12 protein-coding genes are annotated in these 14,910 nt (G+C 64.7%); 4 read left to right on the top strand and 8 right to left on the bottom strand.

Features of this window, described 5'->3' with window-relative positions:
- Window positions 1–156 precede the first annotated feature (156 nt).
- The 3 genes from prfA to rpmE all read right to left on the bottom strand — a co-directional run bounded on the left by prfA (window position 157) and on the right by rpmE (window position 2,532).
- A complete protein-coding gene (prfA, locus tag EB812_RS01290; RefSeq protein WP_118230842.1) occupies window positions 157–1,227 on the bottom strand; it encodes a peptide chain release factor 1 in 1,071 nt (356 codons plus the stop codon).
- A gap of 20 nt (window positions 1,228–1,247) precedes the next feature.
- Window positions 1,248–2,162 carry a DUF1385 domain-containing protein gene (locus EB812_RS01285; protein WP_118230845.1) on the bottom strand — a complete coding sequence of 305 codons (915 nt, stop codon included), beginning with the start codon at window positions 2,160–2,162 and terminating at the stop codon, window positions 1,248–1,250.
- Between the two features lie 157 nt (window positions 2,163–2,319).
- Entirely contained in the window at window positions 2,320–2,532 is a 213-nt protein-coding gene (gene rpmE / locus EB812_RS01280) for a 50S ribosomal protein L31 (RefSeq protein WP_118230843.1), read from the bottom strand.
- Between the two features lie 181 nt (window positions 2,533–2,713).
- Between rpmE and EB812_RS01275 the strand changes: the two genes are divergently transcribed.
- Window positions 2,714–3,487, top strand: coding sequence for a TlyA family RNA methyltransferase (locus EB812_RS01275; protein WP_118230844.1), 774 nt, complete (start codon window positions 2,714–2,716; stop codon window positions 3,485–3,487).
- 1,154 nt (window positions 3,488–4,641) lie between these two features.
- Here the strand turns inward: EB812_RS01275 and EB812_RS01270 are convergent.
- The 5 genes from EB812_RS01270 to EB812_RS01250 all read right to left on the bottom strand — a co-directional run bounded on the left by EB812_RS01270 (window position 4,642) and on the right by EB812_RS01250 (window position 10,639).
- Window positions 4,642–5,847 (bottom strand): DNA polymerase IV, encoded by a 1,206-nt coding sequence (locus EB812_RS01270; RefSeq protein WP_118230830.1) that lies wholly within the window; start codon window positions 5,845–5,847, stop codon window positions 4,642–4,644.
- A 102-nt stretch (window positions 5,848–5,949) separates the two neighbouring features.
- Complete coding sequence (locus EB812_RS01265; RefSeq protein ID WP_118230831.1) at window positions 5,950–7,638, bottom strand: cation:proton antiporter; 1,689 nt, start codon at window positions 7,636–7,638, stop codon at window positions 5,950–5,952.
- Between the two features lie 6 nt (window positions 7,639–7,644).
- A complete protein-coding gene (locus EB812_RS01260; RefSeq protein WP_118230832.1) occupies window positions 7,645–8,061 on the bottom strand; it encodes a secondary thiamine-phosphate synthase enzyme YjbQ in 417 nt (138 codons plus the stop codon).
- 21 nt (window positions 8,062–8,082) lie between these two features.
- The gene (locus tag EB812_RS01255) at window positions 8,083–9,411 is read right to left on the bottom strand and encodes a homoserine dehydrogenase (protein WP_118230833.1); all 1,329 of its coding nucleotides are present in this window, start codon (window positions 9,409–9,411) and stop codon (window positions 8,083–8,085) included.
- Window positions 9,412–9,457: 46 nt separating this feature from the next.
- Window positions 9,458–10,639, bottom strand: a complete 1,182-nt coding sequence (locus EB812_RS01250; RefSeq protein WP_118230834.1) for an aminotransferase class I/II-fold pyridoxal phosphate-dependent enzyme — start codon at window positions 10,637–10,639, stop codon at window positions 9,458–9,460.
- Between the two features lie 218 nt (window positions 10,640–10,857).
- Between EB812_RS01250 and mtnA the strand changes: the two genes are divergently transcribed.
- From mtnA to EB812_RS01235, 3 genes are read left to right on the top strand one after another with little or no spacing between them, the layout of a single operon-like run.
- Window positions 10,858–11,943, top strand: a complete 1,086-nt coding sequence (gene mtnA, locus EB812_RS01245; protein WP_118230835.1) for an S-methyl-5-thioribose-1-phosphate isomerase — start codon at window positions 10,858–10,860, stop codon at window positions 11,941–11,943.
- 9 nt (window positions 11,944–11,952) lie between these two features.
- Window positions 11,953–13,977, top strand: a complete 2,025-nt coding sequence (locus tag EB812_RS01240) for a TIGR04326 family surface carbohydrate biosynthesis protein (protein WP_130957741.1) — start codon at window positions 11,953–11,955, stop codon at window positions 13,975–13,977.
- Complete coding sequence (locus tag EB812_RS01235; protein WP_130957740.1) at window positions 13,974–14,411, top strand: C-GCAxxG-C-C family (seleno)protein; 438 nt, start codon at window positions 13,974–13,976, stop codon at window positions 14,409–14,411. Before EB812_RS01240 ends, EB812_RS01235 begins: the two co-directional genes overlap by 4 nt.
- The last annotated feature ends 499 nt before the right edge of the window (window positions 14,412–14,910 follow it).

Below are 14,910 nucleotides of genomic sequence, written 5' to 3'. Positions count from 1 at the left end.
AGGCGCGGGGCAAAACCCCGCGCCTTTTGCTGTCTGCCAATACTGTGTCGCAACGAACTGCCGCTCCTGTCCGTCGTGCGGGTGCCGTTTCGTTTGCTTTCCGGTGCGCCCGCCTGCAAGGGCGTGCGCTGTCCGTCAGCCGTAACGCCTCTGCGGCTATTCCGAAGCCTGTGCCTTGAGGGCGTCCGCCTGGGCCGCCGTGACCAGGGCCTCTACCAAGGGGTCCAGCTCGCCTTCCATGATGCGGTCCAGAGAATAAAGGGTCAGGTTGATGCGGTGGTCTGTGCAGCGCCCCTGCGGAAAGTTGTAGGTGCGGATGCGCTCAGAGCGGTCGCCGCTGCCCACCTGCGCCTTGCGGTCGGCGGAAAGCTCCGAGCTCTGGCGGGCGCGCTCGGCGGCCAGGATGCGCGAGGCCAGCACCTTCATGGCGCGGGCCTTGTTTTTGTGCTGGGAGCGTTCGTCCTGGCAAGTGACCACCGTGCCCGTGGGGATATGGGTGATGCGTACGGCCGATTCCGTCTTGTTCACATGCTGGCCGCCCGCGCCCGACGCCCGGTAAATATCTATGCGCAGGTCGTCGGGCTTGATTTCCACGTCCACCTCTTCGGCTTCGGGCATGACGGCCACGGTGGCCGCCGAGGTGTGGATGCGGCCCTGCGCCTCAGTGGCGGGCACGCGCTGCACCCGGTGGGCTCCGGCCTCAAACTTGAGGCGGCTGTATACCCGGTCGCCGGTGATAAGGCAGATAATTTCTTTATATCCCCCGGATTCGGAAGGGGATTCACTCATAATCTCCGCCTTCCAGCCTTTGAGCTCAGCATAGCGGGAATACATGCGGAAAAGGTCCGCCGCAAACAGGGCGGCTTCCTCTCCGCCGGTTCCGGCGCGGATTTCAAGAATGGTGTTCTTTTCGTCCAGGGGATCGGTAGGCAGCAGCTGCACCTTGAGTTTGTGCTCGATGTTCGGCAGGGCTGCTTCCAGACGGTGAACTTCTTCCAGGGCAAGCTGGTGGATGTCCGCATCGTCGTCGTGGAGCAGCTGCTTGTTTTCCTCCAGTTCCTGCGAAAGGGAGCGGTACTGGCGGAACAAATCCACCACAGGGCGCAAATCCGCGTGAGCTTTGGCCAGTTTGCGGTAGTGCTCCTGATCGTTGAACACCTCGGGCTGCGCCAGGCTGTGTTCCAATTCCAGATACTTCTTTTCCAGACCTTCCAGCTTGGCAAACATGGGATCTCCGGTAAAAATTCTCAGTCCGCAGCGTAGGGCACGGCGCGCACGCGCTGCGCCTCCTCCGGGTCCAGGGCCTCGCGCAGGGCTACCACAGCCACTTCCAGCTGCGCGGCGTCGGGCTCGTCCGTGGTCAGGCGCTGCAGGGCCAGGCCCGGGGCGCGCAAAAACGTCGCCCAGAAGCCCTGACGCAGCCGGGCCGCATAGCGGATGAGCTCATAGGCCAACGCGCTGATGGGAACCATAAGCAGCAGTTTAAAAGCAACCGTCAGGGCGTGTTTGGCCACCTCGCTCTGCGGCGTGTAAACGTGCAGCAGCAGGGGCACCAGCACGGCGTGCAGCACTATGGAAAGGCAGATCACAAACAAAAGAAAGGTAGTGCCGCAACGCGGATGCAGCCGGCTCATGCCCGCCGCCGTCGTGGCGTCCACTTCTCCCCCCGCCTCAAAGGCGTGGATGGTCTTGTGCTCGGCCCCGTGGTACTGGAACACCCGACGGATGTCCGGCACGCAGGCAATGGCCCGGATATAAGCCATGAAAATGCAGCACTTGAAAAAGCCGTCCCAGATGTGGAAGGAGAGCCCTTCCACATCCCCGCCCAAACCCAGCCAGAGCATGAGCAGGGAGAGCAGGTGCGGCGCCAGCACAAACAGGCCCACGGCCATGAGCAGAGCCGCTGCCAGCGTCAAGGTGAGCTGCCAGCCCGAAAGTTCTTCCCCTTCGCCCTGAGCCGCCACCTCTACCGAACGGTTGAGAGCTTTGACCCCGTTGACCAGGGTTTCCAGCAGCACGGGGAAGCCGCGCAAAAAAGGCTTTTGCAGCCAGGACGTGCGGGTCAGGCTGTACCAGGGGTAACGTCGGGCGCAGATGCCGCCGTCGGCCCGGCGCACGGCCAAGCCGTACACCGCGCCGTTGCGCATCATCACGCCCTCCATAACCGCCTGACCGCCCACCACGGGGCAACCTGAGGCCAGCTGCAAGGCTGCCGCAGCCAAAGGCCACAACCGCCAACGCCGGGCAAAGCCGCCGCGTTCGCCTGCCCCGGAAGGGCAGGCCTGCCCTTCACAACGGGGCGCAAGCTCACGCATGCGCTTACTTTTGTTCAAATTTGGCGTACTTTTTGCGGAAGCGGTCAATACGGCCCGCAGTATCCAAAAAGCGCTGCTTGCCGGTGAAAAAGGGATGGCAGTGGGAGCAAACTTCCACATGCACCTGCTCGCCCTTGGTGGAGAGCACTTTTTCTTCATGCCCGCAGGCGCAGGTGATGGTGGCGTTGTACACTTTGGGATGGATGTTTTCTTTCATGACTCTTTTTCCTTGTAAACGCGGCATAATCCGGCGCACAGCCTGCCGGACGCCCGCGCGTTGTTGCCCCGAGCGGCAATGGTGTCGCACAAGGGGAAAATATATAGCCTCTCGCGCGCGGATTGGCAAGGGGAATGTGCCGCGCATTGCCAGCCGTGCCCGAAGGCGCTATACAGCCGCCATGTCCAAGACCTTGCGCCAACGCGCTGACCAACTGGCTTTTGAACAGGGCCTGGCTGAAAGCCGGGAGCAGGCCCGCCGTCTGATCATGGCGGGACGCATTGCCCTGGCCGGCACGCCGCCGGGTGCGCCGCCCACACTGGTGCCCAAGCCCGGCCACCCCTATCCTGCGGACACGGCCTTTACCCTTCTGGAGCCGGAGCGCTATGTGAGCCGGGGGGCCTACAAACTTCTGACCATCCTGGAGCATTTTCACCTGGATGTGGTCGGTCTGGTCTGCCTTGACGCTGGTGCCTCCACGGGCGGATTTACGGATTGTCTGCTCCAGCGCGGGGCCGCGCGGGTTTACGCCGTGGATGTGGGCAAAAATCAGCTGCATGAAAAACTGCGCGCCGATCCACGGGTGGTCAGTCTGGAGGGGGTAAATCTGCGGCACGCGCCGTCAGACCTTATCCCCGAAACCGTGGATCTGGTGGTGGCGGACGTTTCTTTTATTTCTCTCACTCTGGTGCTGCCATCCTGCATGACCTGGCTTAAGCCCGGCGGGAAGGCCGCCGTGCTCATCAAGCCGCAGTTTGAGCTGGGGCCGGGCGAAACGGTCAAAGGCGTGGTACGTGACCCTGAGGCCCGACAGCGGGCTGTGGACAAGATCCTGACCTTTGCCGGGGCGCAGCTGGGGTTGGACTGTCGGGGGGTGTTGCCTGCCGCAGTTAAGGGGCCCAAGGGGAATCAGGAATTCATGGCTTTGCTGGAGCGGGCTGAAGGAGCGAGATAGGGCATTTCAATGCGGTAACCGCAGAAGGGAAGCCTGCTTTTATTTTGGTTTTTTGTTGCCCTGCGGGCGCGGCGGGTTTTTCCTTTGCACGCTATTTGGGCCGCCTCTGGCGAGGGGGCCGCTGCGCGGCTGGGAGTTCCGCTGGAAGGCGGGGGGGCGCTGCGCGAAAGGCATTGAGTAAAAGGCTGCCTTGACCGGGGGCTGGTTGCCCTGCGGGCGCGGCGGGTTTTTCCTTTGCACGCTATTGGGGCCGCCTCCGGCGAGGGGGCCGCTGCGCGGCTGGGAGTTCCGCTGGAAGGCGGGGGGGGCGCTGCGCGAAAGGCATTGAGTAAAAGGCTGCCTTGACCGGGGGCTGGTTGCCCTGCGGGCGCGGCGGCTTGGTTTTTGTCTGGCGTTTGGGCCGCCTCCGGCGAGGGCAGGGGGCCAAGGGCGGGGCTGCGCCCCCCCTTAGGCCCCCCACACCCCCCATAACCCCCCGCTTTTCAGGGCAGCCCCACCATGTTCGGCGCGGCTGGGACGCGCCGCTTGCGCGACCGCGCCCCTTATGCCGGGCGCAACAACCGCAGGCCCTACAGCCAACATCCGCTACGTTGTCCCGTGCTTCGCAGCTTTTGTATCCTCCAGGTCTTCATCGCGTTTGCCGTCATTTTTTGCCCTCTGTTGGTTGGGCGTCCGCGTGACCATGTTCGGCGCGGCTGGGGTGTGCCGCTGTGCGACCACCCCCCTTTATGCCGCGCTCAACATCCTGAGAAAGGCAGTGGGCATGTGGCGGCAGGTTATGCCCTACGCAACATCCTGAGAAAGGTAGTGGCATGTGGCGGCAGGTATGCTCTACGCAACATCCTGAGAAAGGCAGTGGGCATGTGGCGGCAGGTCAGGATGTTCAGGGCGGTTTTCTCCCTTTCTCCACAAAAAATTTTTCTTTTGCGGCGGCCTGTGCAGGAGGGCTGTCTTTGGGGGCGGGACTCTACAGAAGCGCGGTTTTGAAGAAGCCCCGCAGGGACGCCGACCGCGAAGACAGAAGCGGCCAATCCGTTTCCTCGGTCTGGGTATGCCCCACGCGGTTCTGTGGGAAGAAAAAGTTTTTTGAAGGATGGGGGGTGTGGGGGGAAGGGAACTTTTGTTCACAAAAGTTCCCTTCCCCCCACAAAAAATTACCTCTCCTCTTCATCCGTGAGCGCGCGGGGGTGGAACAGGCGGCCGCGTTGGACGGCCTGGGTGCCGAATTTATGGCGCAGGCAGTCCAGGGCGGCGTCCAGGCGTTCGCGGCGGGCTTCCAGGGCGGGGTCCACGCCGCCGGGCGTGGGGGCGGTCAGTCCGGGCAGGGCCAGCTGTGCGGCGGGGGACTGGTCGAAGCCGGAGACGCCCAGGCCCACCAGGCGCACGGGTTGGGGCAAGGGCAGGGCCTGGAGCAGGGCCGCGCCCACGGTGAAGATGGTTTCCGTGGCGTTGACGGGTTCAGGCAGCGTGCGGGAGCGGGTGAGCTGGCGAAAATCCGCGAATTTGACCTTCAGGGTAATGGTGCGGCCCTTGCAATGGTGGCGGCGCAGGGAGGCCCCCACGCGCTCGGCGTGGGCCAGCAGGGCGCGGCGCAGTTGCTCGCGGTCGCGGGTATCTTGGGCAAAGGTGCATTCCGCGCTTTCGCTTTTGGCCGCGCGTACGGGTTCCACAGGACGTGGGTCGCGGCCCTGGGCGCGTTCGCCCAGCACGCGGCCCCACTGGCCGAAGCGGCGTTCCAGAAAATCCGGGCCGAAGCGGCGCAGCTGGCCCACGCTGCGGATGCCCAGGCCGTGCAGGTGCTGCACGCCGCGCTGGCCCACGCCAGGGAGCTTTTCCACGGGCAGGTTTTCCAGAAAGGCGTCCACCTCTTCGGGGTGGAGGATGCAGACGCCGTTGGGTTTGTTGATGTCCGAGCAGATTTTGGCCAGGAATTTGACCGGGGCCGCGCCCACAGAGCAGGTGAGCCCGCCGGTGACGGCGGTGACGCGGGCCTTCATGCGGGCGATGAGTTCTTCCAGGGGGCCGAACAGGCGTTCCAGGCCGGTGGCGTCCATATAGGCCTCGTCCACGCTGGCCTGTTCCACCAGGGGGGAAAATTCGCCCAGGGCCGCCATGACGGTGTGGGAAACTTCGGCGTAGCGGCTGTGTCGGCCACGCAAAACCACAGCCTGGGGGCAGAGCCGTCGGGCCGTGCCCATGGGCATGGCGGAGCGCACGCCAAAGGCCCGCGCCTCATAGGAGCAGGTGGAAACCACGCCCCGTTGGCCGCCGCCCACAATGACGGGGCGGCCGCGCAGCTCTGGATTGTCCCTTTGCTCCACGGAAGCGAAAAAGGCGTCCATGTCCAGATGCAGAATCATAGGCTGGTCCGTGCGGCAGGAGGCAAGGGCAGACGCCGGACGGTGCGCGTCGGGGTCTGCGGAAATGGTTCGGGGGAGGGGCTGATGCGCGTTGGCGCCGCCTCAGGCCAGTTTTTCCCGCACGCGCTCCAGTTCCGACTGGACATAGACTTCGGGCGCGCCCTGAGAGCGCAGCAAAAATTCAGACATGGCCAGGGCCACCTCGCGTTCGCCGCTGAACACGGCAGTAACGCCCAGCTCCTTTAGTGCGCTGGTTTCGCCCACATAGGCCGTATGGGCCAGAATGCGTATGTCCGGGTTGACGGCACGGGCAATGGAGGTCACTTCCCTGGCCGGTATGCTGGTGGAGGTGAGCAGCAGGGCTTCGGCCTTTTCCAGGCCGGCTTCGCGCAGCACCTGAGCCTGCTGGGCATCACCGTGCACTACGGGCCGTCCCTTGTCGCGCAGGTGGAGGACGGTGTCGATATTCATCTCAACAACCATGACCGGGACGCCGCTGTCCCGCAGGATGCGGCAGCAGCTGCGGCCCACGGGGCCGTAGCCCACTACCACCACGGGGGAGGCGTCGTCTTCGTGCTGCAGGGTTGGGCAGGGTTCGTTGTGGGCGATTTTTCCCGGTTGGCGGCATTCCAGCCAGCGGGCCAGGGCTTCCAGGCGGCGGTAGATAATGGGGTTGAGGGTAATGGAGATCATGGCCGCCGGGATAATGGCGTTGTTGACCCGTTCATCAAAGAGCCCCAGGCTGATGCCCAGCCCGGCAAGGATGAAGGAAAATTCCCCGATCTGCGAAAGTGAGGCCGAAACGGCCAGACACAGTCGCAGGGGCTTGCGGAAGAGCTTGGTGGTGATGAAGGCCCCAAGGGGTTTGACCACCAAAATGATGAAAAGCGTGGCCAGCATCAGGGGCCAGTCCGTCAGCAAAGCCGCCGGATTGAAAAGCATGCCCACGGAAACAAAGAAAAGCACGGCAAAGGCGTCGCGCAGGGGCAAAGCCTCGGCGGCGGCGCGGGCGCTGAATTCGGATTGTCCCACCACCATACCGGCAAGAAACGCCCCCAGGGCCATGCTGGCGTCAAAAAAGTGGGCGGCGGCCACGGCAATGCCCAGGGCCAGGGCAATGACCGTCAGGGTAAAGAGGTCGCGCGTGCCTGTGCGGGCCACATAGCCCAGAAAAAGCGGGATGAGCTTTTGCCCCACCACCAGGGTAAACAGGGTAAGGGCGCCCAGTTTGAGCAGGGTGAGCCCCAGGGCGCTCCAGAACTCTCCGCCGGGGGCAAACACGGCGGGCAGCAGCACCAGCAGAAGAATGGTGAAGATGTCCTCCACCACCAGCCAGCCCAGGGCCACATGGCCGGTGTGGGTGTGCAGGACGTGGTTGTCGGCCAGGACGCGGGTAAGCACCACAGTGCTGGCTACAGAAATGGCCATGCCGAACACCGCGCCCGCCAGCAGGGAAAAGCCGAAAAAGTGCAGAATGATCATGCTGGCAAGGGTGGCGGCGGAGATCTGGATAATCGCGCCGCTCACGGCAATGGCCCCTACGGCCAGCAGATCCTGCAGGTGAAAGTGCAGGCCCACGCCGAACATGAGCAGGATTATGCCGAGTTCAGCAAACTGGGCAGCCGTGGCCGCGTCGGCCACAAAGCCCGGCGAGTACGGCCCCACCAGCACACCCGCCAGCAGATAGCCTACCAGGGGGGAAAGGCGCAGTTTCTGGGTGATAATGCCCAGAACCAGGGCGGCGCTCAGGCCGCCGGCCAGCGTGAGGATAAGGACTGTTTCGTGAGGCATGCGCGGTTACTCCCGTGCCCCCGGCAACCATTGCAGCCAGAGGTTGCGGCGGCGCGGGCCGTCGCCTTCGCACAGATAAACGGCCTGCCATGTGCCCAGGCAGAGTTCGCCTTCCTCCACCAGCAAAAGCAGTGAAGATCCGTGCAGCGTGGTTTTGATGTGGGCGTCGCTGTTGCCTTCGGCGTGGCGGTAGTCTCCCGCTTCGGGCGCCAGGCGGCTGAAAAAGGCCAGCATGTCGCGGCGCACGTCCGGGTCCGCCCCTTCATTGAGGGTCAGGCCGCAGGTGGTGTGCGGGCAAAAGAGGGTCAGCGCGCCGTAGCGCCAGCCGCGCTCTACGGCCATGCGCCGCACAAAAGAACGGACCTCGGCGGTGATGTCGCGCATTTCGCAGCGGCTGTGGGTGGCGCATTCCAGGGTGAACACGGCGGTCTCCGGGGGGCGTGGCTACGCGCCGCCCAGCACGCGGAAGTACACGGCGGGCTCGCGCAGCAGTCCGGCGTCCATGGTGCGCTGCAGGGCGTCGCTCATGGCCTTGGCCGTGGTTTCATGGGTCATGAAGACCAGGGGCACGCCGTGGCCTTCGTCAGACTTCTGGATGACCTGGGCCAGGCTGATGCCCTCGGCGGCCATGCAGCCCGAAAGATCGCGCAGCACGCCGGGCGTATCCTCTACCATAACGCGCACATAGTAGCAGGATCGCCATTCTTCCGGCGGCACAATGGCGGCCTTGGGCAGTTCCTTGCCGGCAAAGCCCGTGTTGTTGGGGCGTTCTTCTCTGGCCACGGCCATGAGGTCGGCCAGCACGGCCCCGGCCGTGGGCAGGTCGCCCGCGCCGCGCCCATGGAAGAAGAGGGGGCCGGAGGCGTTGCCTTCTACACGGATGGCGTTGTACACGCCGCCCACCCTGGCCAGCAGATACTTGTGATAGACCAGGGCGGGAAAGACCCCGGCCTCCAGACGCACCGGGCCTTCCTCGCCCTCCGGACGGAGGGCTTCGCGCGCCTGGCCGATGAGCTTGATGCGGTAGCCGAATTCCCGCGCCAGGCGGATGTCCATGCTGGAAAGCCCCCGGATGCCACGCACAGAGAGGGCCGTATACGGATAGTGCGCACCGAAGGCCAGACGGATGAGCAGAATGAGCTTGTGGGCCGCGTCGTGCCCGTCGATGTCCAGGGTCGGGTCGGCCTCGGCATAGCCCAGTTCCTGGGCCTGCTTGAGGGCCAGGTCAAAATCCACCCCGTCGGAGGTCATGGCCGAGAGGATGTAGTTGCTGGTGCCGTTGAGAATGCCCATGAGCGAAAGCACCCGGTTGCCTGCCAGGCTTTCCTTGAGCGTCTCTACAATGGGGATGGCCCCTGCCACGCTGGCCTCATAGCGCAGCACGCGCTTTTTGCGGTCGGCTTTCTGAAAAAGGGCCAGGCCTTCTTCGGCCAGCAGGGCTTTGTTGGCCGTGACGATGTGCTTACCTTGGTCCAAGGCGCGGTCAATAAGGGCGCGGGCGTGGTCGATGCCGCCCATAAGCTCCACCAGCACGTCGATTTCCGGGTCGTCCGTGAGTTCGCGCGGGTCGGTGGTAAGGACGGCGTCCGGCGGCAGGGGCACGCTGCGCGCCTTGGCGGCGTCGCGTACCAGCACTTTTTTGAGGATGATGTCGCGCCCCGTGCGGTGGCGGATGATCTCCGCATTTTCCTGCAGCAGCCGTACCAGGCCGCCGCCCACGGTGCCGTAGCCGGCCAGTGCCGCCACCAGGGGTTTGTCACTGTTCTTGGTCATAGTTGCTCCGTTGCCGCCGCCGGACGTCCGGCCCAAAGGGTTGGGGCTAGTCGCCCACGCCGGAAAGCAGACGCCGCATGCTGCTCATGGCCTGTCGGGTACGCTGGTCGTTTTCGATAAGGGCAAAGCGTACGTATTCGTCGCCGTAGGAGCCGAAACCCAGGCCCGGTGAAACGGCCACATGGGCCTCCTGTAACAGCAGCTTGGAAAATTCCACTGAGCCCAGTTTGCGGAAGGGTTCGGGGATGTGCGCCCAGACAAACATGGTGGCCCGCGGCGAAGGCGTCTGCCAGCCGATGCGGTTCAGCCCGTCAATGAGCCAGTCGCGCCGTTCTTTGTACACGTCGCAGATGTGCTGCACGCAGTCCTGCGGGCCGTTGAGGGCTACGGTGGCGGCGATCTGGATGGGCTGGAACATGCCGTAGTCAAGGTAGCTCTTGATGCGCGCCAGAGAGTGGATCAGGTGCTGGTTGCCCACGCAGAAGCCCACGCGCCAGCCGGGCATGGAATAGCTTTTGGACATGGAGTAAAACTCCACGCCCACGTCCTTGGCTCCCTTGGCCTGCAAAAAGCTGGGGGCCTTGTAGCCGTCAAAGACCAGGTCGGCGTAGGCCAGATCGTGCACCACCCAAATATTGTTCTCTTTGGCAAAATCCGCAATCTTCTGGAAAAATTCCAGGTCGGTCACTTCTGTGGTGGGGTTATGCGGGTAGCAGAGAAAGAGCACCTTGGGCTTGGGCCAGGCCTGGCGGGTGGCTGTTTCCAGATCCTCAAAAAAATCGCGGCCGTGGCCGATGGGCACGCTGCGCACGTCCGCCCCGGCGATGACCGAGGCGTATTTGTGGATGGGGTAGGTGGGGTCGGGAGCCAGCACCACGTCGCCCGGTTCCAGCATGGCCAGAGAAAGGTGGGCAAGACCTTCTTTACAGCCCAAGGTGACAATGGCTTCACTGTCCGGGTCCAGCTGCACGCCGTAATTGCGGGCGTAACGGTCGCAGATGGCCTTACGCAGATTGGGAATGCCGCGGGAAAGGGAATAACGGTGGTTTACCGGCTTTTGGGCGGCCTCGACAAGTTTTTCCACAATGTGGGGCGGCGTGGGAATATCCGGATTTCCCATGCTGAAGTCCACAATATCAATGTTCTGCCGCCGCAGCCGCATTTTGAGGTCGCCCACCAGCGCAAACACATAGGGGGGCAGACGGCGAATCCGCGAGAAATCTTCCATGTCACTGGCTCCTGAATGGTTCGGCGCGTCAGACGCCCGCGGCGTGACCTCCGCACCATGCGGAAGCCCGTCCGGGGCAGCGCGTCAGCCCGGGCCGCGGCCCCGCAATCGGCCGCGTTTCCGGCACAGGCAGCATAGCCAGCGGCCCGCCGTTTTGTAAAGGCGCTTTTGCCTTTGGAAGCCGCTTGGTGTAGTCTGGGCTACGCCAGGAGGACGGTATGGAAGAACATATCCGCTTTGACCCCGCCATTCCGGCACTGTGCCTGCTGGACCAGCGTCTGCTGCCGACAGCGGAGGACTACGTTCTCTGCCGTACGCCTCAGGAAGTAGCCGAAGCTCTGCGCCGTATGGTGGTGCGCGGTGCGCCGGCCATCGGCGTTACCGCGGCCTGGGGCTGCGTGCTGGCCCTGCACGGCCTGCCGCCTGGCGCAGACTGGCCCGCCCGGCTGGACGCGGCCCTGGAAGCCCTGGCCCAGGCCAGACCCACGGCCGTGAATCTGCGCTGGGCTGTGGAGCGCCTGCGCGCCCTGTGGCGGCGGCTGGGGCCGGAAACGGGACGGGAAGCCCTGCTGGCGGCCTTTATGGAAGAGGCCAGGCGCATGCAGGAAGAGGACGTGGCCGCCTGTCGGGCCCTGGGCCACCACGGCGCGGCTCTGCTGGAGGACGGCGACACCGTGCTGACCCACTGCAATGCCGGGGCGCTGGCCACAGCGGGCTACGGCACGGCTCTGGGCGTGGTGCGCGCCGCTGTGGAGTCCGGCAAGCGCATCCGGGTCATCGCCGACGAAACACGGCCTTTTCTGCAGGGCGCGCGGCTTACCGCCTGGGAGCTGCACAAGGACGACATCCCCGTGACTGTGGCCTGTGACAATGCCTGCGCCCTGCTCATGAGCAAGGGGCTGGTGCAGCGCGTGGTGGTGGGCGCGGACCGCATTGCCGCCAACGGCGATACGGCCAACAAGATCGGCACCCTGGGTGTGGCTCTGCTGGCCCGGCACTTCGGCGTCCCTTTTTATGTGGCCGCGCCTCTTTCCACCATTGATCCGGCCACGCCTACGGGCGCGGCCATCCCCATTGAAGAGCGTCCGGCCGAGGAAGTGACCCAGATGGGCCCGACCCGCCTGTGTCCAGAGGGCGTACCCGTATACAATTTTGCCTTTGACGTGACCCCGGCCGCGTTTATTACGGGCATCATCACAGAAAAAGGCGTGCTGCGCCCGCCCTACGGCCTTTCCATCTGGGCGGCCTGCAACGACGCCGACGCGGGTCGGGCCTGCGACGCAGCCCCCGCAACGGACCATTGAGGTGCGGCTATGGAACTGGAACTGGTAGTGGCGGCGGTGGCGGTGCCCCGTCCGCAGCCCTGCGGACGGGATTGCTGCACGGACTGCGGGCCGGAACGCCTGGTGCTCCATTGGGAGGGTTGGGAGGCCCCGGAGGGTGAGTACTCTCTGCCTGCCTTGCTGCGGCGGGAGCTTGCGGACATCCGCGCGGAACACGCGGCTTGGGCCTATGAGCTGGGTCGGCTGGACGCAGGAGGGCGCGAACTGCAGGATCGCCTTACCGGTGGAGCGTCTCTGTCCCTGTGGTGGTGCTCCCTGCTTTACGAACGCCATCCCAAGATGACGCCGGGTCTCTACGAAGTTTACAAACTGCGCGCTCTGGAACGCTTTATGGACGCCAAGGGCGTCACGTCCCTGCGTCTGAACGGCGGCGATGCGCGCCTACGCCGCGTACTGGAAGCCTTTTGTCGTGCCGGAGGCCGCACCTTTGCCGCCGTGGGGCCGGATACGGACGCCGCCCTTCCGGTGCGGCAAAGCCTGCTGCAGCGCTGTTACGCGGCCTGCCCGGCGCCTGTGCGCGCCCTGGCCCGCTACGCCCACTGGTGGTGGACCGTGCGGCGGCGCTTGCCTGCCTGCCCGCTGTCGCCCACAACCGGACAAACCGCCACCATCGCTACTTACTTCCCCAACGTGGATATGGACGCGGCCCGGCAGGGACGCTTCCGCTCCCGCTATTGGGAGAGCCTGCACGACGCCCTCAACGCCACCGCCCAAGCCGAGGGCAGGCATTTTGTGCGCTGGCTGTTCATCCGTTTTCCCGCGCCGCAGCTCAGCCTGGACCAATGTCTGGCTCTGCGCGACCGTTTTCGGCAGAACGGCGCGGACGGCTGCAGCTTCCACTATCTGGAGGAGCTGCTGCGGCCCCGCGATCTGGCCGTTGCCATTTGGCGCTACATGCGCATCTGCTTTTCCAGCCTGCGTCTGGAGCGGGCCGCGCGTCCGGCCTTCCGGCTGCCGGGGTCGCAGCTGAATTTCTGGGAATACCTGGGGCCGTACTGGGCTGAATCCTTCCGGGGCTGGCGCGGCCTGGAGCGCTGCCTGCAGCTGCGCGCCTGCGAGTGTTACGCCGCGGCCGCCGGGCCCCAGCGCTGGACGCTCTTTCCTCTGGAAAACTGCCCATGGGAGCGTATGCTCACAGCGGCCACGCACCGGGCGGGCAACGGCCCGGTGGTGGGGGCCCAGCATTCCACCATCCGGCCCACAGACTTCCGCTATTTTGACGATCCTCGCACCTTTGCGCCGCCCCTGGCCGTTCTGCAGCCCGATCAGGTGCGCGCCAATGGCGGCTCTGCCCTGGCGCAGTGGCAGGAGGCGGGCTTGCCCGCCGACAGGCTGGACCTGGTGGAAGCCTTGCGCTATCTTTATCTTGCCAGAACCGTTGACGGGAATGCCCCTGCAGACGCATCCGCGCCAGGCGGCTCTCCCGCTGCTGCCTCTGCGCCGTCTTTTGCGTCTTCTTTTGCGGATGGCGTGCCCCCGTTGTCCGCGCCGTTGTCCCCGCCGTCCCCCCGGCGACTGCTGGCCGTGACGGGTTTTTTTGCCGATGAAACAGACGCGCACCTGCGGCTGCTGGCCCGCTCCCTGCTGGGCGGGCTGCTGGAGGGTTGGGAAGTCTGCGTCAAGCCCCACCCGTACCTGCCCGTGAGCGAGCGTCTGCAAATCCTGCTGGGCGGTCGCGCGGGCGAGGTGCGGGTGCTGGAAGGCCCCATCGGACCGCAGCTTGCGCCGGGCGTGCTGGTCTGGGCCAGCAACTCCACTACCGTGGCCCTGGAGGCGGCCCTCAAGGGGCTGCCGGTCATGGTCATGCTGCCGGCCAATGATTTTGACCTCTGCCCCTTGCAGGATGTGCCGGGCCTGCCCCGCACGGGCACTCTGGAGGACGTGAAGGCCGCCCTGGCCGCAGCGGCCCCGCTGGCCCTGCCTCCCGGCTATCTTGATCTGGATCTGGCTCTGCCGCGTTGGCGACACCTTCTGAACCTGGTGAGGACGTCATGACCGTACACGACCGCGTGGCCGCCCTGGTGCGCCACTATTACTGGGACAGGGATATGAACTGCGCGCGTACTACCCTGCGCTGCATGGAAAGCCTGACGGGGCAGGAGGTGCACCCACAGTTGTATCAGGCCGTGGTGGGCTGCCACGGGGCCGGGGGCATTGGCGCCCAGTGCGGGTTGGTGGAAGGCGGTCTGCTGTTTCTTGGGCTGTACGGGGCGCGGCTGGGGCTGAGCGAGGACGAAACCGTGGATATTTGTGCCGCTTATGCCCGCGAGTTTGCCGCGCGTTTTGGCAGTCTGGGCTGCAGTGATCTGCGGCCCGGCGGCTTCCACAAGAAGGATCCGCCCCATTTGTGCGAGATTCTCAGCGTGGACGCCATTTGTTTTCTGAATAACTATGTGCGCGCGCTTACGGGCTTGCCGCCTGAGGAGTAGGCGCGCCAGAGAGGATGCAACACGGCGAGGATGCAACGGCAGGGCGGCGGGTTCTGGCGTAGAGGCAGCCGCAGGGCGAGACAGGGGATTGTCGTACCGTTTGGACAAAAACAGCCTTTTTTGCGCCGACGGCGTCAACGGCGGGTTTTTGCTGCTCACGGACTTTTGAGTCCGCTGCGCGCAAAAATCCGCCGTTTCCTTGTCGGCATCAAAAAAATCTTATTTTCCCCCAATCCTTACGACACCAGCCCCCGCCTCGCAAGCTCGGCGGTCCAAGGTGGCTTCGCGCAACAGCTGGGGGCGCGGCGCTTCATAGCAAAGGCGCGCCAGAGAGGATGCAACGGCGAGGATGCAACGGCAGGGCGGCGGGTTCTGGCGTAGAGGCAGCCGCAGGGCGAGACAGGGGATTGTCGTACCGTTTGGACAAAAACAGCCTTTTTTGCGCCGACGGCGTCAACGGCGGGTTTTTGCTGCTCACGGACTTGCTGCTCACGGACTT

The sequence above is a fragment of the Desulfovibrio legallii genome (assembly GCF_004309735.1).
Taxonomy (GTDB): domain Bacteria; phylum Desulfobacterota; class Desulfovibrionia; order Desulfovibrionales; family Desulfovibrionaceae; genus Desulfovibrio; species Desulfovibrio legallii.
The sequence above is the reverse complement of the archived record's forward strand: the minus strand, read 5'-3'. Positions and strand labels throughout refer to the sequence as shown.